The sequence below is a fragment of the Streptomyces pseudoechinosporeus genome (assembly GCF_054783935.1).
Genome location: NZ_BAAGPS010000035.1, coordinates 50710 through 68391 on the forward strand (window position 1 = coordinate 50710; position 17682 = coordinate 68391).

A 17682-nucleotide genomic window follows, 5' to 3' on the forward strand; every position below is an offset into this window, starting at 1 on the left:
TCCTGTACATGTCGAAGGCCCCGCCCTGACTCCGTGGAGTCCGGGCGGGGCCTTCAGGCGCGTACGGGATATCAGGCAAGCATCGCCGGGATCGTCCCCTCATGCGCCTCGCGCAACTCGTCCAGCGTGAGCGTGAACTCGCCCTGGACCTCCACCGAGTCACCGTCCACGACACCGATCCGGGTGGCGGGCAGACCCCGCGCCCCGCACATGTCGTTGAAGCGGAGCTCCTCGGAGCGCGGCACGGCGACGACCGCACGCCCCGCCGACTCCGAGAGGAGGAAGGTGAACGCGTCGAGCCCGTCCGGTACGACCAGCCGCGCGCCCTTCCCGCCCAGCAGCGCCGACTCGACGACCGCCTGGATCAGACCGCCGTCGGACAGGTCGTGCGCGGAGTCGATCATGCCGTCGCGGGAGGCGGAGATCAGGATCTCGGCCAGCAGCCGCTCCCGCTCCAGGTCCACCTGGGGCGGGAGGCCACCGAGGTGCTCGTGGACCACCTGTGACCAGGCCGAACCACCGAACTCCTCACGCGTGTCGCCGAGCAGGTACAGCAGCTGGCCCTCCTCCTGGAAGGCGACCGGCGTACGGCGGGCGACGTCGTCGATCACGCCAAGGACGGCCACGACCGGCGTCGGGTGGATGGCCGTCTCGCCCGTCTGGTTGTAGAGCGAGACATTGCCGCCGGTCACCGGAGTGCCCAACTGCTGGCAGGCGTCGGCCAGTCCGCGGATGGCCTCCGCGAACTGCCACATCACCGCCGGGTCTTCGGGCGAGCCGAAGTTCAGGCAGTCGGACACGGCGAGCGGCTTGGCGCCGGTGGTGGCGACATTGCGGTACGCCTCCGCGAGCGCCAGCTGCGCGCCCGCGTACGGGTCGAGCTTCGCGTACCGCCCGTTGCCGTCCGTGGCGATCGCGACGCCGAGACCGGACGCCTCGTCGATACGGATCATGCCCGAGTCCTCGGGCTGGGCCAGCACCGTGTTGCCCTGCACGAAGTGGTCGTACTGGGAGGTGATCCAGGACTTGGAGGCCTGGTTGGGGGAGGCCACCAGCTTCAGGACCTGGTCCTTCAGCTCTTCCGAACCAGCCGGCCGCGGAAGCTTGTTGGCGTCGTCCGCCTGGAGGGCGTCCTGCCAGGACGGGCGGGCGTACGGGCGCTCGTAGACCGGGCCCTCGTGCGCGACCGTACGCGGGTCGACGTCGACGATCTTGCCGCCGTGCCAGTAGATCTCCAGGCGGTCGCCGTCCGTCACCTCACCGATGACGGTCGCGATGACGTCCCACTTGTCGCAGATCTCCAGGAAACGGTCGACCTTCCCCGGCTCGACGACCGCGCACATGCGCTCCTGCGACTCGCTCATGAGGATTTCCTCGGGCGAGAGGGTCGAGTCACGCAGCGGTACGTCGTCCAGGGTTACGCGCATGCCGCCGGAACCGTTGGAGGCCAGCTCGGACGTCGCGCAGGACAGGCCCGCCGCCCCCAGATCCTGGATGCCGACGACCAGCTTCTCGGCGAAGGCCTCCAGGGTGCACTCGATGAGCAGCTTCTCCTGGAAGGGGTCGCCGACCTGGACCGCCGGGCGCTTCGACGGCTTGGCATCGTCGAAGGTCTCGGAGGCCAGGATCGAGGCGCCGCCGATGCCGTCACCGCCCGTACGAGCCCCGTACAGGACGACCTTGTTGCCCGCGCCGGACGCCTTCGCGAGGTGGATGTCCTCGTGCCGCATGACACCGATGGCACCGGCGTTGACCAGCGGATTGCCCTGGTAGCAGGCGTCGAAGACGACCTCGCCGCCGATGTTGGGCAGGCCCAGGCAGTTGCCGTAACCGCCGATGCCCGCGACGACACCGGGCAGTACGCGCTTGGTGTCGGGGTGATCAGCCGCACCGAACCGCAGCGGGTCCACGACGGCGACCGGCCGCGCACCCATCGCGATGATGTCGCGCACGATGCCGCCGACGCCCGTGGCCGCGCCCTGGTAGGGCTCGACGTACGAGGGGTGGTTGTGCGACTCGACCTTGAAGGTGACCGCGTAACCCTGGCCGACGTCCACGACGCCCGCGTTCTCGCCGATGCCGACGAGAAGGGCGTCCGACTGGGGCGCCTTCTCGCCGAACTGACGGAGATGGACCTTGCTGCTCTTGTACGAGCAGTGCTCGGACCACATGACCGAGTACATGGCGAGCTCGGCACCGGTGGGCCGGCGGCCGAGGATCTCCACGACGCGCTCGTACTCGTCCTTCTTCAGGCCCAGTTCGGCCCAGGGCAGCTCGACGTCCGGGGTCGCGGCCGCGTGCTCGACCGTGTCCAGAGGAGTGCGGCTCATACGTTGACCAGCTTCTTGAGGATCGAGGTGAAGAAGGGGAGGCCGTCGGTGCGGCCGGTCCCGATGAGGGGCTCCACGGCGTGCTCCGGGTGCGGCATCAGGCCTACGACGTTGCCCGCCTCGTTCGTGATGCCGGCGATGTCGCGGAGGCTGCCATTGGGGTTGAAGTCGAGGTAGCGGAAGGCGACCCGGCCCTCCGCCTCCAGCATGTCGAGGGTGCGCTCGTCGGCGACGTACCGCCCGTCCATGTTCTTCAGCGGGATGTTGATCTCCTGGCCCGCGTCGTAGTCGACGGTCCAGGCCGTGTTCGCGTTCTCCACCCGCAGCTTCTGGTCACGGCAGATGAAGTGAAGGTGATCGTTTCCGAGCATCCCGCCGGGGAGGAGATGGGCCTCGGTGAGGATCTGGAAACCGTTGCAGATGCCCAGTACCGGCATTCCCGATTTCGCCTGCTCAATGATCGTCTCCATCACCGGCGAGAAGCGCGCGATGGCACCGGCGCGCAGATAGTCGCCGTAGGAGAAACCACCGCACAACACCACGGCGTCGACCTGCTTGAGGTCCTTGCCCTTGTGCCACAGCGCCACGGGTTCGGCACCCGCGAGCCGGATCGCACGCTGCGTGTCCCGGTCGTCGAGGCTGCCAGGAAAGGTGACGACGCCAATACGAGCGGTCACTTTCCCGCCTCCGCCTTCACTTCCTCCACCTTGACGGTGAAGTCCTCGATCACGGTGTTGGCCAGGAAGGATTCGGCGAGTTCATGGATGCGGGCGAGCGCCGTGTCGTCGACCGGCCCGTCCACCTCGAGCTCGAAGCGCTTTCCCTGACGTACGTCGGAGATGCCCTGGAAACCGAGGCGCGGCAGTGCACGCTGCACCGCCTGGCCCTGGGGGTCGAGGATCTCCGGCTTGAGCATGACGTCGACTACGACGCGTGCCACTGGCACTCCCGGTGTGTGGTGCTGAGCAGGTTCCTTCAGACTACCCGGCCCAGATTTCTACGCGAGTAGATTGGTGGAATCTACGTGACGGCCATCACGATTCTGCATCGACAGGCTTCCTTCACGGAAAATCCAGGGAAAGATCCGGATCAACATCCGGAACCCTATTGCGGTGGGACACGCGGACCGATTAAGTCGAGCTTCACATTGCAATGCCAAGCACTGTACAAATGAATTGGCAATAGCCGATACTTTGCCCAGTCGCCCCACAATCACTCCATAAATCAGCCGACCAGCCGGCATCTCCCCACGTCATCGCACGTCGCCGCGGAGGTGCCGCATGAAGGGACCGATATTCGTGGCGCAGCGTGTCGTAGTCACTCTCTTCGACGACATCGACGGCTCGGAAGCGGCGGAAACGATCGCCTTCGGTCTGGACGGCAAGTCGTACGAGATCGACCTCAATCAGGCCAACGCCAAGCAGCTGCGCAAGGCGCTCGAGCCGTACGTGGAGGCCGGCCGCAAGCGGTCGCGCTCCGGCAACGCCTACACGCAGACGGCGGTGGCCCCTGCCCCGGCAGCCGTCCGCGCCTGGGCACAGTCCAACAAGATGGACGTGCCTGCGCGGGGGCGGATCCCGAAGAAGGTGTACGAGGCGTTCGAGTCGGCTCAGTGAGGGTCCGGCCTCCGGCCGGCGAGCTCGGCTCGGTCCGTGCCCAGGGTTCGCCGGCGGGCGCTGGGAGGCAACCGACTTGCGCTGCACCCCTGCTGGTCAGTTAGAGTCTGGAGCACGCCGAGGGGCAAGGCCGAAAGGCCCCAGCTCACGGAGTTATGCGGGTGTAGTTCAGTAGTAGAACATCCCCCTTCCAGGGGGAAGGCGCAGTGTGCAATTCCTGTCACCCGCTCTGCATCCCTTACCGGGCATCCTTTTGGATCAGGTAGGGTGGTGTTAGCGCCGATCGGTGAGAGCCGGTCGGAGGCAATGCGGACGTAGCTCAGTTGGTAGAGCGCAACCTTGCCAAGGTTGAGGTCGCCAGTTCGAACCTGGTCGTCCGCTCCAGAAGAAAGACCCTGGTCGTCTGCGACCGGGGTCTTTTTCGTGTGCCTTCTCGTCGCGTGGGCTTGTCTCCTGAGCCCGCTCCTGGCTTCTGACATTTGTCATGTGCAGCGATGACAGGGTGCACTGCCGCGGTCGGTCGGCGGCGGAGAGGCTGGTCTCATGAAGACGAACGAGCGCGTGATTGAGGTCACCGATCTGCGACGCGTATACGGGGGAGAGTTCGAGGCGGTCCGGGGGGTGACCTTCGACGTCGGCCGCGGGGAGCTGTTCGCGCTGCTCGGTACCAACGGTGCGGGCAAGACCTCCACCGTCGAGCTGCTCGAGGGGCTTGCGCCGCCGGCCGGCGGACAGGTGCGGGTCCTCGGCCACGACCCGTACACGGAACGCGCCGCGGTGCGCCCGCGCATCGGCGTCATGCTCCAGGAGGGCGGCTTTCCGTCCGAGTTGACCGTCTCGGAGACCGTACGGATGTGGGCGGGCTGCACGAGCGGGGCGCGGCCGGAGGGCGAGGCGCTGGCGCTGGTCGGCCTGGCGCGGCGGGCCGGTGTACGGGTGAAGCAGTTGTCCGGGGGTGAGAAGCGGCGCCTGGACCTGGCGCTCGCCCTCCTGGGTCGGCCCGAGGTTCTGTTCCTGGACGAGCCGACGACCGGGCTCGATGCCGAAGGGCGCCAGGAGACCTGGGAGTTGGTGCGCGAGTTGCGGGCGGCGGGTACGACGGTGCTGCTGACCACGCACTATCTGGAGGAGGCGGAGGGGCTCGCCGATCGGCTCGCGATTCTGCATGCCGGGCGGATCGCGGTCTCGGGGACTCCGGCCGAGGTGACCGCCTCCCAGCCGTCCCGGATCTCCTTCGAGCTGCCCGCAGGCTTCTTCCCCGGTGATCTGCCGCCGCTTCCCGAACTTGGCGTCACCGGGCATGAGACCGAGGGGCGGGTGATCCGGCTGCGTACGAACGAGCTGCAACGCGCCGCCACCGGGCTCCTGGTGTGGGCCCAGCGGACCGGGGTCGAGCTGCGACGGCTCGATGTGCGGTCGGGGTCGCTGGAGGAGGCGTTTCTGCGGATCGCTCGCGAGGTGTCGGAGACGGATTCGGGGACCGCTGCGGAGAAGGAGAGCGTGGCATGAGTACGGGGACTGTGACGGATACGTCGACGGCGGGGCGTACGACCGTGACCAGGGCGGGGCGCCTGGCCTCACTCGCGCGGGCCGAGATGACGCTGCTCGGGCGCAGCAAGGGCACGCTCTTCACGGCCGCGTTCATACCGTTGGTGCTGCCGGTCAGCGTCAGTTCAGCCTTTGACGAGGCGGACCTGAAGGAAGCCGGGCTCACCTCGGGTGAGGTGCTGCTGCCCGCAGCCTTCGGCTTCTCGCTGCTCTTCGCCGTATACACGGCCCTGACCGGGACCTACGTCGCTCGCCGTGAGGAGCTCGTCCTCAAGCGGCTGCGTACCGGCGAACTGCGGGACGAGGAGATCCTCGTCGGGGCGGCGATGCCGGCCGTGTTCCTCGGGCTGGCTCAGTGCGTGCTGCTGGCGATCGGCTGCACCGTGCTCCTCGACGTCGGGATGCCCGAAGCGCCTCATCTCGCCGTGGTGGGGCTGCTGTTGGGGATCGTGTTGTGCGCCGCGGCGGGCGCGGTCACCGCGAGTTTCAGCAGGACCACCGAGAGCGCCCAGGTGACGAGCGTGCCGTTCATGTTCGTGTCGCTGCTGGGCTCGGGCGTCACCGTCCCGCTGGAGCTCCTGCCCGACCGCCTCGCCTCCTTCTGCGAACTGCTGCCGCTGTCACCGGCGATCACGCTGTTGCGCGGCGGCTGGAGCGGGAACCTCTCCGCGTACGACGCCCTGGGCACCGTCGCGACGGCGGTGGCCTGGACCGTGCTCGCGGTGTTTGCTGTACGGCGGTGGTTCCGCTGGGAGCCGCGACGCTGAGCGACGGGGACGGCAGAGAGTTGGGGGCGGGTATGCGGGGGCCGGGGGCCTGGTGGCACAGGAAGAGCACGCCGGCGAAGGTCGAGACGTACACCCGCTGGTCCTTCCACTTCTTCGCGTTGATGCAGGTGGCCGCGGGCGGGTTGCCAGCCTTCGGGGAAGTGGGAGTGCCGCTCGCCTTCTGGGTGTTCCTGCCGATGTGCGGGCACGCCCTGCTGGGCGCGGTGACCGCGTCCCGGGCGCTCGACTGGACGCGGGGCCGCCGTGAGCAGCCCGTACGTCTGCTCTGGGCGCTCGGTGTCGTCACCGCGCTGCTCGGGATTGGCGCGCTCGTCGTCTTCGAGCACGGGCCGGGTGGTGAGGAAACCGACAGCTTGGCGGGCTCGTTCACCGTGGTGGTGCTGGCCTTCGGGGTCGGCAATATGACGCTCGGAGTGCGCGACCGGCGGCGCGTGGCGGCGCTCGTGGGCGGCTTCGTCGCGGGTGCCGGGGTCGTGGCGTTCGCGATCGGGGCTCCCGGAGCCGCCGCGCTGGCGACGGCTGTCGCGGTGCTGGTCGCCGGTGTGTTTCTCGCCCTCACCTACATCTTCTCGGTGTGGCTGCTCAACGCCGTGTACGAGCTCGACGTGGCCCGCGAGACCCGCACCCGCCTCGCCGTCGCCGAGGAACGGCTGCGCTTCGGACGCGACCTGCACGACGTGATGGGCCGCAACCTCGCGGTGATCGCCCTGAAGAGCGAGCTCGCCGTGCAGCTGGCGCGGCGTGAGCGGCCCGAAGCCGTGGAGCAGATGATCGAGGTGCAGCGGATAGCGCAGGAGTCGCAGAGGGAGGTGCGGGAAGTCGTGCGCGGGTATCGCGAGGCTGAGCTCGGCACCGAACTCGTCGGCGCGCAGAGCGTGTTGACCGCGGCCGGGGTCGAGTGCGCGGTGACCGGTTCCGCGGCGGGGCTGCCCGCGGCGGTCCAGTCGGCGCTGGGCTGGGTCGTACGGGAGGCGACCACGAATGTGCTGCGGCACGGGGACGCGAGGCGGTGTTGTGTGTCGCTGGAGGTGGTGGGGGCTCGTGTTGTGCTGACCGTGGAGAACGACGGGGTGCGGACGGGCGGGGTGCCGGGTTCGCGCAAGGACAGCGGGTCCGGTCTTGCCGGGCTGCGGGAGCGGCTGTCGGCGGTGGGCGGGACGCTGGAGGCGGGGCCGGTCGACGGTGATCTCTTCCGGCTCGTGGCCGAGATTCCGCTGCCTTCGTCGCCCTCCCCGTCCTCCGTTCCGCGTCCCTTGAGCGAAGAGGTCACCTCATGACGTCCGTACGCCCCATCCGGCTGCTGCTCGCCGATGACGAGCACCTCATCCGGGGGGCGCTGGCCGCGCTGCTCGCGCTGGAGGACGACCTGCTCGTGGTGGCGGAGGCGGCGACCGGTCCGGAGGCACTCGCGATGGCTCGGGCTCACGCGCCCGACGTAGCCGTACTGGATCTTCAGATGCCCGGCGCGGACGGTGTGAAGGTGGCCACATCGTTGCGGGCCGATCTGCCCGCGTGCCGGGTGCTGATCGTGACGAGTCACGGGCGGCCAGGGCACTTGAAGCGGGCGCTTGAGGCGGGCGCGCGCGGGTTCGTCCCGAAGACGGTCAGCGCGCAGCGGCTCGCGGAGATCATCCGTACGGTGCATGCCGGGAACCGTTACGTCGACCCGGAGTTGGCCGCCGACGCGATCGCCGCCGGGGATTCGCCGCTGACCGAGCGCGAGGCCGAGGTACTGGAGTACGCGGCCGACGGGGCGCCCGTCGCGGAGATCGCGGAGCGGGCCGCGCTGTCGCAGGGGACGGTGCGGAACTATCTGTCGTCGGCCGCCTCGAAGCTCGGGGCCGAAAACCGGCACACGGCGGTACGGCTCGCGCGTGAGCGAGGTTGGGTATAGTGGCTGTCGCGCCACGGCGCAGTGCGGACGTAGCTCAGTTGGTAGAGCGCAACCTTGCCAAGGTTGAGGTCGCCAGTTCGAACCTGGTCGTCCGCTCAGAGGAAGCAAGGGAGAAGCCCCCGGTCATCGCGACCGGGGGCTTCCTCGTTTTTACGACTCGTTTTACGACCAGCTCGTGCCGGTCAGGCGCTCGTACGCCTCCACGTACTTGGCGCGGGTCGCGGAGACCACCTGCTCGGGCAGGGGCGGCGGGGGCTGCTCGCTCTTGCGGTCCCAGCCGGAGTCTGCGGAGGTCAGCCAGTCGCGCACGAACTGCTTGTCGTACGAGGGCTGCGGGCGGCCCGGCTGCCACTGGTCGGCGGGCCAGAAGCGGGAGGAGTCCGGGGTCAGCACCTCGTCGGCGATGACGAGGCGCTCACCGTCGAAGCCGAACTCGAACTTCGTGTCCGCGAGGATGATCCCGCGGTCGCGGGCGATGTCGCGGCCGCGGCTGTAGACGGCGAGCGTCGCCTGGCGCAGCCGAGCCGCGGTGTCCGCGCCGACCTGGCGGGCGACCTCCTCGTACGAGACGTTCTCGTCGTGCTCGCCGACCGCGGCCTTCGTCGCGGGCGTGAAGATCGGCGCGGGCAGTTCCGAGCCGTCGGTCAGGCCCTCGGGGAGGGCGAGGCCGCAAACGGTGCGGGTCTCGTTGTACTCGGCGAGGCCGGAGCCGGTGAGATAGCCGCGGGCGACGCACTCGACGGGGATCATCCGCAGGGATTTGCAGACCACGGTGCGGCCCTGCCAGTCGGCGGGGGCGCCGGCCGGGAGCTCGGTGCTCAGGATGTGGTTCGGGATCAGGTCGGCGAGCTGGTCGAACCACCAGAGGGAGAGCTGCGTCAGGACGCGGCCTTTGTCGGGGATCTCCGTGGGGAGCACCCAGTCGAACGCGGAGATGCGGTCGCTGGCGACCATCACGAGGTCGCCGGCCTCGTTCTGGTACAGCTCGCGCACCTTGCCGGTGTGCAGATGCACCAGGCCCGGGACCTCGATCGGCTCGGGCTTTTCGACGAATCCGGACACGGTTCCTCCCCGCGGTGACGTGCAAGTGGCTCGATTCTCCCGTATGTGGGGGGTGCATTTCGCGTCGGGGCTCGTCGGGAGGGGCGCCTGGGCTCGTCGGGAGGGGGTCAGTCGCGTTTGCAGATACGGTCCAGGAGGTTGGCCGTGGCTCGCTGGATGCGCTCGTCGACGTGGCCCGGGCGGTCCAGGGCCGGGGACCAGGCGAAGGTGCCGGACGCGAAGACGAGGGCGCCGGAGGGGGCGCGGTACAGGGACGTCTCCTGATGGCGGAGGGCGCCTTCGGCGTCGTGGTACGGGGAGTGGGCCAGGAGGATACGGCCCTGGTGTTCGGGGAGCGGGGTGCGCGGGAAGTAGCGGTCGGCCTCGCCTGCGACCAGGCCCTTCAGTTCGTCGCCCTCGTGTGCGCCGGTCGCCTCCCACAGCCAGTGGCCGGCGTTGCGGACGACCAGGGGGTGCGGTTCGGGGACCCGGCCCGCGTACTGAATGCCCAGGAGCTCCTGCTCCGGGCGGTCGATGTCGCGCCAGAGGACGGGCTTTCCGGGGCCGCGGCGTTTTCGGCAGGTGAGGAGACGGTCGGGGACGCCTGAGGGGGAGGGGCCCAGCTCCGCCTGCCAGTACATGGTGTTGGCGGAGAGGAAGACGAGCGAGGTGCCGTGTTCGCGGGCGAGTTCGGTGGTGTGGCGCATCGGCACCGACCAGTACTCGTCGTGGCCGGGGAAGACGAGGCCGCGGTAGCGGGTGGGGTCGACCCGGCCTGCGTGCAGGTCGCGGGCGTCGGCGTAGGCGAGGTCGTAGCCGTAGCGCTCGGCCCAGCGGATGAAGTCGTACGCGTGGCCGACGTGCAGCGGCAGGCCCGCGCCCGCGTACGGGCGGTCGAACGAGACCGTCGTCGCGGCGTCCGCCTCGCCGAGCAGCCGGCCGTTCTCGTCCCAGGCGTGGTAGAGGCTCGCGCCGGTGCGGCCGTCCTCCGGGTACAGGTTGTACGCCTGCCAGGTGACGTCCGGGAGGAGAAGCAGGAGGTCGGCGGGGTGGGTGTCGCGGACCGTGAAGGGGACGTGGGAGCGGTAGCCGTCGGCGGTGGTGAGGACGGCGACGTATGCGCCGATGCTCCAGTAGTTCGGGATCTGGAGGCGCCAGGAGAGCCACCAGTGGTGGCAGGAGACCGTGCGGTCGGCGGTGAGCGGGGGTGGCTGGACGATGCCGGGGAGGCGGGGGCTGGTGGTGATCTTGCTGGCGCCTACGCCCGCGTAGTGGCCGATGCGATAGATGTCCACGCTGAACTGCTGGGGCGGGTCGACGGTGATGTGGAAGTCGATGGCCTCGCCCGGTGCTGCCGCGCCGGTGGAGGTGAAGCCCTTGATCTGGCGGTGGACGTCGTCGGCCGAGCGGGGGCCTCCGGCGGTTCGGGGGGCGGGGATGCGGGGCGTACGGGTCGCTGTTTTGGTTGTTGCGTGGGGGGTGGCGGGCGGGGTGGGGTCCATGTCCACGTACCAGGGGACTACCTGGCCGGTGTCGTCGAAGTAGTGCTCGCTGCCGCGCAGCCAGGGGACAGGGCCCTGTCCGAAGGGGTCCGTCACGGCGTGCGCCAGCGCGCCCGATTCCCAACGGCGGATGCGCTCCGAGCCCATGCTTTGTCCCCTCCCTCGTGCCCCCGTAAGCCCTTGCTACGCGAATGACGCGGTATCAGCACATCACATTACGGAGGCGGGGGGTTACGTTTCGTTGTTATCGCCTGTCCCCGGGGCTGTGCCCCAGACCCCCGAGGTGGGGGGCGACAATCGTGTCTCGGCTGCAGGTGCGCGGTGGCTGGTCGCGCAGTTCCCCGCGCCCCTGAAAAGCCTGCGACTGCCCGCGCCCCGAAAAGCACGCGCCCCGGGAAAGCCCGCACCCCCAACTACCCGCAGCCTCCCACCGGCGGGAGGGGCCGTGGGCCGGTGCGTCGTATGCCCGTCGCGTAGGTTCTGTCTCGGAGAACCAGGACCGTGTACCAACACCGGGCCATACGCCCGGCCTGCGACGGGCTGACGCACCGGCCCACGGCCCCGCACCCCCCAACCCACCCCAGGGGCGCGGGGAACGGCGCGACCAGCCACACACAACCCGCACCCAAAAAACGAACCCAACCGCCCAACCGCCGGAGGCACCCCGCAGTCGACGAACGAGCTCAGACCAGTCGAACCGGCTTCTCCGCGCGGATGCCGAGGTGGAGGAGCCAGTCTCGGAGGGGTGTGGGGTCGCCGTTTTCTATGAGGGTGAGGACTCGGGGGGTGAGGTCGGCGGAGCGTTCGCCGTTGATGAGGAGGGAGGGGCCGTCCAGCCAGTCGAGGCCGGGAGTCGCGCCTGCCGTGTCCATCGCGGCGCAGCAGACCATCGCCGTGACGTGGTCGGTGAGGAGTTCGCGCGCGGTCGGCGGCTGTTGGAGGGGAAAGAGCGGCAGCGTTCCGTCGTCCCAGAGGGCGGCGTCCGGGCCGCCCTGGCCGGCGGCGGGGCCGCCGGCCGGCGACGGCGCGGAACGTATCGCCGGCGCCGCAGCCTCCTCGCGGGCGAGCTCCGCGCTGAGGCCCGCTGCCAGTGCGGCGGTTCGCGCGTTGGCGACGCCGCCTCCGTCGTCGTCCTCGTATGTATGCGCCTCGTGGGACTCGTCGGAGGGCGTATGCGGCGAGGGGGCGGCTCGGGCGGCGATGGGATCGGTGGCTTCGCGCGGAGCGCCCGGCGGGGCGTCCGGTTCGGCTGGGGCCGTCTCATGAAGGGACCGCTCCGTATCACCGCCCCCGTTGTCCCGTTCTCCACCTCCCGAACCGCCGGAGGCCCCCGCTCCCGTCAGGTGATCCATCACCCGTGCCAGCGTCGGTCCGCCGGGGGCCAGGGCCGTCGGATCGGAGGAGCGGCTGACGCCCTGCGCGTCCAGTACGCGGTGGAGCCGCGCCGCGTCCGTGCGCCATTTGCGGTCGACGACCTCGTCGGGGTACTCGGCCCAGTCCACCGGTGCCCAGTCGGGGCCGGGCTCGGCGGGGCCGCCGTGGAAGAGGCGGGCGGCGAGGAGGGAGGCGGCCTCGTCGACTGCGCCGGGCTCTTCCAGGAGGTCGCAGGCCGGGCGTTCGCCCAGGCGGGAGGCGAAACCCTCGGCGAGGCGGTCGCGGCGGGACAGCTCGGTGAGGGCCGCGACGACGCCCGCGTCCAGGCGGGACGGCCAGCGGCCCATGCGCCAGGCGGGCAGCGCGACGCGGGTCAGCAGCCGGTCCCAGCCCGCATACGCGAGCCCCACCTGCTCCTGCGCGACGATCCGCAGACCGTAGTCCACAGCCTGTGCACGGTCGGCTGCTGCCGTCGCCACGCCCCGCTCCATCTCTGCCGCATGGCCGCGGCAGCTGCGCAGGAGCAGACGCGCGACCCAGCCGACGCCGGCGAGGGCCAGGTGGGTGACGGGTCCACGCGTGCGGACGGACGTCACCGCCACGGCCGCGTCCAGGCCCCGTACAAAACGGCGGGCCGCTGCTATGTCGGGATGCGCCGACGGTCCCGTACCCGCGACGACCGGTGCGAGGACCGCGCGCAGCTCACCGACGCGCATCCACCACAGGAAGGGCGAGCCGATGACGAGGACGGGCGCGGCGGGCGTACGGGGCTGGAGGCCGCGTACGTCTGCTATCTCGTCCCGGGGCTCCGGCCGGGGTGGGCCGTGGGCCGGGTGGGTGCGGTCCTCCAGCCAGCTGTCGCAGTCCGGGGTGAGCGCTATCGCGGAGGGCGCGGGCACCTCCAGGCGCTCGGCCAGATCCCGCACCATGCGGTACAGATCGGGCGCGGACTCCTCCGGGATCGGGACCGTCGGGCTCACGGCGGGCCGGGAGCGGGTGACGACCAGGGCGATGCCCGCGGCGGCGAGGAGAGCCAGGAGTGCGACGGCGGCCAGGATCCAGCTCGCGAGCCGCCAGCCCGCGCCGTCGACATGGTCCGTGGCGCCGGCGACGAGCAGGACGACGACGGCGGCCGTGGGCAGCAGGGCGACGGCCAGCGCCCTGCTGCGGATACGCAGCACGGCGAGAGCCCGGGAGCGCGCGCTCTGCACGCCCCCCTCCACACCCATACCGGACACGACCGGTGTCACCCCCTACTGCCCGCCCGGCACGTGCATACCCAGCCACTGCCGGCGGACGTCCATGGCGTTGCTCACTCCCCCACTGTGGCACCCAGAACTGACATCGCAATGCCGGTGGGCCAAGTGCCGGAACGCTCTTGCGCCGCACCCTAGTTGGGGCTCCGGCCCACGTCAGCCGGATAGGGGATCGGTCACTCGATGGAATGGCTTTGGGGATAGGTGGCTGACGGGAGCGGTGAGAAGGAGAGTTGTTGAGGAGAAGGAAAGTTGAGGAGGGGTGGTTACGATCCGGCCGCCGCCTTGGCCGCGATGTCCGTGCGGTGATGCGAGCCGTCGAGGCGGATGCGGTCGACAGCCGCGTATGCGCGTTCGCGGGCCCTGGCCAGGTCCGTGCCGCTTGCCGTGACGGAGAGCACACGGCCGCCCGCGCTGACGATCGCGTCGCCTTCGCGCCTGGTGCCGGCATGCAGGACGTACGCATACGGGGCGTCCTGTGCGGCCACCTCGTCGAGGCCCTCGATGGGGTCGCCGGTGCGCGGGGTGGCAGGGTAGTTGTGGGAGGCGATGACCACGGTGACGGCCGCGTCCTCGCTCCAGCGCAGGTCCGGGAGGTCGGCGAGGGTGCCCTGCGCGGCGGCCAGGAGTACGCCCGCGAGCGGGGTCTTCAGGCGGGCCAGGACGACCTGGGTCTCGGGGTCGCCGAAACGGGCGTTGAACTCGATGACCCGTACGCCTCTGCTGGTGATCGCCAGGCCCGCGTAGAGGAGGCCGGAGAAGGGGGTGCCGCGGCGTCGCAGTTCGTCGACGGTCGGCTGGAGGACGGTGTTCATGACCTCCTCGACCAGGTCGGCCTCCGCCCACGGGAGGGGGGAGTACGCGCCCATGCCGCCGGTGTTGGGGCCCTCGTCGCCGTCCAGGGCACGCTTGAAGTCCTGGGCGGGCTGCAGCGGGACGACGGTCACGCCGTCCGTGATCGCGAAGAGGGAGACCTCGGGGCCGTCGAGGAACTCCTCGATGACCACGCGGTCGCAGGCGTTGGCGTGTGCCGTTGCCTTCTCGAGGTCGCCGGTCACGACGACGCCCTTGCCGGCCGCGAGACCGTCATCCTTCACGACGTACGGGGCGCCGAAGGCGTCGAGCGCCTCGTCGACCTCGTCGGGAGTCGTACAGACGTAGGAGCGGGCGGTCGGGACGCCCGCGGCCGCCATCACCTCCTTGGCGAAGGCCTTGGAGCCCTCGAGCTGCGCGGCCTCCCTGGAGGGGCCGAACGCCGGGATGCCCGCTTCACGCACGGCGTCGGCGACCCCCGCGACGAGCGGTGCCTCCGGGCCTACGACGACCAGATCGGCGTCGAGCTCCGTGGCCAGCGCGGCCACGGCCTTGCCGTCGAGCGCGTCGACCTGGTGCAGCTCGGCCACCTCGGCGATGCCCGCGTTGCCAGGAGCGCAATGCAGGGCGGTGACGTCGGGGTCGAGGGAGAGGGAGCGGCACAGGGCGTGTTCGCGGGCACCGCTGCCGATGACGAGGAGCTTCACGGGGTCAGCCTAACGGGCTGCCTGCGGCGGTTGGGCGGGGTGCCGGGGGGGTGGTGGGTTGGGGTGCCGTTTGGCTGGTGCGGGTTGTGTGCGGCTGGTCGCGCTTCCGGTCGCGGGCCTCGCGGCCCTCCGCAGTGCTCGTGGGCCTGCGTCGGCGTTCTCCTCACCCGTAGGTGCCGCATCGCGTAGTCGCGCGGAGCCGCCGCAGGCGGGCGTCAGCTGTGCTCGACACTCTGTTCCGCCCAGATCGTCTTGCCCTTGGTGGTGTGGCGGGTGCCCCAGCGCTGGGTCAGCTGAGCGACCAGGAGCAGGCCTCGGCCGCCCTCGTCGTAGGTGCGGGCGCGGCGCATGTGGGGTGCCGTACTGCTGGCGTCCGAGACCTCGCAGATGAGACTCCGGTCGTGGATGAGACGCAGCTGGATGGGCGGCTCGGCGTGCCGTATGGCGTTGGTGACCAGTTCGCTGACGATCAGCTCGGTCACGAAGGCCGCGTCGGTCAGGCCCCATGCCGCCAGCTGACCGACGGCGTTCTTGCGGGTGTCAGCGACGGTGGCGGGATCCGGGGCCACCTCCCAGGTGGCGACCCGGTCGGCCTTGAGTGCTCGGGTGCGGGCGACGAGGAGGGCCACGTCGTCGGCGGGCCGACCGGGGAGCAAGGTGGCGAGCACCGTGTCGCACAACACGTCCAGGGAGACCGCGGGACCGGCGAGGACCCGCCGCAGCCGGGAGACACCGTCGTCGATGTCGTAGTCGCGGGACTCGATGAGGCCGTCGGTGTAGAGGGCGAGCAGGCTGCCCTCGGCCAGGTCGATCTCGGCCGCCTCGAAGGGCAGCCCGCCCAGGCCCAGCGGGGGTCCCGCCGGAACGGCGAGCAGTTCCGCGGTGCCGTCCGGGCTCACCACGACCGGGAGCGGATGCCCGGCCCGGGCCAGCGTGCAACGGCGGGAGACGGGGTCGTACACAGCGTAGAGACAGGTCGCCCCGACGTCTCCCGTGGTCTCCCCGTCCCCGGCGGTCCGCTCCGCGCCCTCCGCCTCCAAGGCCAGGCGGCCCACCAGGTCGTCGAGGTGAGTGAGCAGTTCGTCCGGGGACAGATCGATGTCGGCGAGGGTTCGTACGGCCGTACGCAGCCGTCCCATGGTCGCGGAGGCATGGATGCCGTGGCCCACCACATCGCCCACCACCAGCGCCACCCTGGCTCCGGACAGCGGGATCACGTCGAACCAGTCTCCGCCCACCCCGGCCCGGGCACCGGCCGGAAGGTAGCGGGAGGCGACCTGCACCGCCGCCTGCTCGGGCAGCCGCTGCGGCAGCAGGCTGCGCTGCAGGGTTACCGCCGTGCTGCGTTCGCGGGTATAGCGGCGGGCGTTGTCGATGCAGACCGCCGCCCTGGCCACCAGTTCCTCGGCCAGCACCAGGTCGTCCTCCTGGAACGGGTCGGGGTGCCGGTGACGAGCGAAGACGACGACGCCCAGCGTGGCTCCGCGTGCCGTCAGAGGCACGGTCATCACCGAGTGGAAGCCGAACTCGCGGATCCGGGAGGACCGGAGCGGATCCTCGGCCACCCAGTCGACGATCGCCGGCTCGGTCACCTGGTACAGCACGGCGCGTCCCGACCGCAGACTCTCCGCCGGAGGGGAGCCCTCCGGGTACTCGTCCACCTCGCCCGGCGCGATGACTGCCTCGGGGCTTCCCGGATACACAGATTGGTGGGCGATGCGCCGCAGCGCGAGACGGCCGCCCGCCATCAGCGCTTCCGAGGGCTGCTCGAGCAGGCCGTCGAGGGACGCCAAGAGATCGACGCTGATGAAGTCGGCGAGTCCCGGAACCGCCACGTCCGCCAGCTCCTGCGCCGTCCGCGTCACGTCGAGCGTGCTGCCGATACGGGTACTGGCCTCGGCGATCAGCTGGAGGCGCTTGCGGGCCCAGTACTGCTCGGTCATGTCGTGCCCGGTGGACGCCACGCCCAGGACGTGACCGTCCGGGTCCTCCAGGCGGTAGAGGTGGACCGACCAAGCGTGCTCACGGGTCTCACCGGGGGCGCGCGCGTGGTTCTCCATGTACTGCGTCTCGCCGGTTTCCAGGGCCCGCCGCATCCGCCGCTCGACTTCCTCCGCCACCGGTTCGGCGAGCACGTCCGTCAGCCGCAGCCCACGCATGTCGTCGTCGCTCAGGCCCAGTGAGTCCTGCCCGGACCGGTTGGACCGGCGGAAGCGCAGGTCCGTGTCATACACCGAGGTCGCGCAGCACGGGGAGTCGAGCAAACCCCGCCTCACAAGCGCCTCGTCGTCACGATGGGGCTGCGCCCCGGTCACGGTGGAGACCAGGAGCCAGTCGCGGGTCCCGTCGTCCGGCGTCCTGTGATGCGCCAGGACCCTCACCTCCAGGCGGTGGCCGTCGCGGTGCCGGAGACCGAGCGTGCCGTGCCACCTCGGCAGTTCCGAGAAGGCCGGGAGGTCGCTCGTCGTGGGCTCCTCGGCGAGGAGTGAGGCCGCCGGCCGCCCCAGGATCTGCGCCGACGCATACCCGAGCAGGTGCTCGGCACCCTCGCTCCACCCGGTCACGGTGCCGTGTTCGTCGACGTTGGCGCGTGCGGTGAGCGCCTCGCCTGCGACGTCCCCGACGGAACGCGCTTCCTGGTCGTCGACGGCACGCCGCTCCATGTTCGCTCATCTCGCTCTCGTCGCGTTCTCGACCGCGCTGAGATCCTCACAGCTCAGGGCACGTGTCGCCGCGGCACTCGAGAGCGCACCACACACCCCGATATTCGATCCTTTTGGTACTTACCCGCCAGATCGCCATCATCACGCACG

At 70.4% G+C, this 17682-nt stretch carries 13 protein-coding genes and 3 tRNA genes; 8 read left to right on the plus strand and 8 right to left on the minus strand.

Features of this window, described 5'->3' with window-relative positions; genetic code table 11:
- Positions 1–71 precede the first annotated feature (71 nt).
- Genes purL through purS form a run of 3 tightly spaced genes read right to left on the minus strand, consistent with a single transcriptional unit; the run spans position 72 to position 3270 of the window.
- Positions 72–2330, minus strand: a complete 2259-nt coding sequence (gene purL, locus ACYVO6_RS31270; RefSeq protein WP_461067053.1) for a phosphoribosylformylglycinamidine synthase subunit PurL — start codon at positions 2328–2330, stop codon at positions 72–74.
- Positions 2327–3007 carry a phosphoribosylformylglycinamidine synthase subunit PurQ gene (purQ, locus tag ACYVO6_RS31275; protein WP_461067055.1) on the minus strand — a complete coding sequence of 227 codons (681 nt, stop codon included), beginning with the start codon at positions 3005–3007 and terminating at the stop codon, positions 2327–2329. The genes purL and purQ overlap by 4 nt, the downstream gene beginning before the upstream one ends.
- Complete coding sequence (gene purS / locus ACYVO6_RS31280) at positions 3004–3270, minus strand: phosphoribosylformylglycinamidine synthase subunit PurS (RefSeq protein WP_033321423.1); 267 nt, start codon at positions 3268–3270, stop codon at positions 3004–3006. The genes purQ and purS overlap by 4 nt, the downstream gene beginning before the upstream one ends.
- A 358-nt stretch (positions 3271–3628) precedes the next feature.
- On the opposite strand from purS, the gene ACYVO6_RS31285 reads away from it, so the two are divergent.
- The 8 genes from ACYVO6_RS31285 to ACYVO6_RS31320 all read left to right on the plus strand — a co-directional run bounded on the left by ACYVO6_RS31285 (position 3629) and on the right by ACYVO6_RS31320 (position 8272).
- On the plus strand, positions 3629–3946 hold the full coding sequence (locus ACYVO6_RS31285) for a histone-like nucleoid-structuring protein Lsr2 (RefSeq protein ID WP_461067406.1): 318 nt from the start codon (positions 3629–3631) through the stop codon (positions 3944–3946).
- A gap of 157 nt (positions 3947–4103) precedes the next feature.
- Positions 4104–4175: transfer RNA gene (locus ACYVO6_RS31290), tRNA-Gly, on the plus strand.
- Between the two features lie 79 nt (positions 4176–4254).
- Positions 4255–4330 (plus strand) — tRNA-Gly (locus tag ACYVO6_RS31295).
- Between the two features lie 159 nt (positions 4331–4489).
- The gene (locus tag ACYVO6_RS31300; protein WP_461067057.1) at positions 4490–5455 is read left to right on the plus strand and encodes an ABC transporter ATP-binding protein; all 966 of its coding nucleotides are present in this window, start codon (positions 4490–4492) and stop codon (positions 5453–5455) included.
- Entirely contained in the window at positions 5452–6261 is an 810-nt protein-coding gene (locus ACYVO6_RS31305) for an ABC transporter permease (RefSeq protein WP_461067059.1), read from the plus strand. Before ACYVO6_RS31300 ends, ACYVO6_RS31305 begins: the two co-directional genes overlap by 4 nt.
- A gap of 32 nt (positions 6262–6293) precedes the next feature.
- Positions 6294–7559: a sensor histidine kinase gene (locus tag ACYVO6_RS31310; RefSeq protein ID WP_461067408.1), complete on the plus strand. Its 1266-nt coding sequence runs from the start codon at positions 6294–6296 to the stop codon at positions 7557–7559.
- Positions 7556–8176 carry a response regulator gene (locus ACYVO6_RS31315; protein ID WP_461067061.1) on the plus strand — a complete coding sequence of 207 codons (621 nt, stop codon included), beginning with the start codon at positions 7556–7558 and terminating at the stop codon, positions 8174–8176. The genes ACYVO6_RS31310 and ACYVO6_RS31315 overlap by 4 nt, the downstream gene beginning before the upstream one ends.
- A 23-nt stretch (positions 8177–8199) precedes the next feature.
- Positions 8200–8272, plus strand: a tRNA-Gly gene (locus ACYVO6_RS31320).
- 66 nt (positions 8273–8338) lie between these two features.
- Here the strand turns inward: ACYVO6_RS31320 and ACYVO6_RS31325 are convergent.
- From ACYVO6_RS31325 to ACYVO6_RS31345, 5 genes are all read right to left on the minus strand, one after another.
- A complete protein-coding gene (locus ACYVO6_RS31325) occupies positions 8339–9238 on the minus strand; it encodes a phosphoribosylaminoimidazolesuccinocarboxamide synthase (RefSeq protein WP_461067063.1) in 900 nt (299 codons plus the stop codon).
- A 107-nt stretch (positions 9239–9345) separates the two neighbouring features.
- A complete protein-coding gene (locus ACYVO6_RS31330; RefSeq protein ID WP_461067065.1) occupies positions 9346–10866 on the minus strand; it encodes a N,N-dimethylformamidase beta subunit family domain-containing protein in 1521 nt (506 codons plus the stop codon).
- Between the two features lie 536 nt (positions 10867–11402).
- A complete protein-coding gene (locus ACYVO6_RS31335; RefSeq protein ID WP_461067410.1) occupies positions 11403–13322 on the minus strand; it encodes a hypothetical protein in 1920 nt (639 codons plus the stop codon).
- 293 nt (positions 13323–13615) lie between these two features.
- Positions 13616–14869, minus strand: coding sequence for a phosphoribosylamine--glycine ligase (gene purD, locus ACYVO6_RS31340; protein WP_461067067.1), 1254 nt, complete (start codon positions 14867–14869; stop codon positions 13616–13618).
- A 215-nt stretch (positions 14870–15084) separates the two neighbouring features.
- Entirely contained in the window at positions 15085–17532 is a 2448-nt protein-coding gene (locus tag ACYVO6_RS31345; RefSeq protein WP_461067069.1) for a SpoIIE family protein phosphatase, read from the minus strand.
- Positions 17533–17682 lie beyond the last annotated feature (150 nt).

What these genes read in the sequence shown, in the direction of transcription:
- ACYVO6_RS31330 (WP_461067065.1), bottom strand. Translation starts at nt 10,866, where the DNA reads ATGGGCTCGGAGCGCATCCGCCGTTGGGAATCGGGCGCGCTGGCGCAC.
- ACYVO6_RS31310 (WP_461067408.1), top strand. Translation starts at nt 6,294, where the DNA reads ATGCGGGGGCCGGGGGCCTGGTGGCACAGGAAGAGCACGCCGGCGAAG.
- ACYVO6_RS31345 (WP_461067069.1), bottom strand. Translation starts at nt 17,532, where the DNA reads ATGGAGCGGCGTGCCGTCGACGACCAGGAAGCGCGTTCCGTCGGGGAC.
- ACYVO6_RS31300 (WP_461067057.1), top strand. Translation starts at nt 4,490, where the DNA reads ATGAAGACGAACGAGCGCGTGATTGAGGTCACCGATCTGCGACGCGTA.
- purL (WP_461067053.1), bottom strand. Translation starts at nt 2,330, where the DNA reads ATGAGCCGCACTCCTCTGGACACGGTCGAGCACGCGGCCGCGACCCCG.
- ACYVO6_RS31305 (WP_461067059.1), top strand. Translation starts at nt 5,452, where the DNA reads ATGAGTACGGGGACTGTGACGGATACGTCGACGGCGGGGCGTACGACC.
- ACYVO6_RS31335 (WP_461067410.1), bottom strand. Translation starts at nt 13,322, where the DNA reads ATGGGTGTGGAGGGGGGCGTGCAGAGCGCGCGCTCCCGGGCTCTCGCC.
- ACYVO6_RS31315 (WP_461067061.1), top strand. Translation starts at nt 7,556, where the DNA reads ATGACGTCCGTACGCCCCATCCGGCTGCTGCTCGCCGATGACGAGCAC.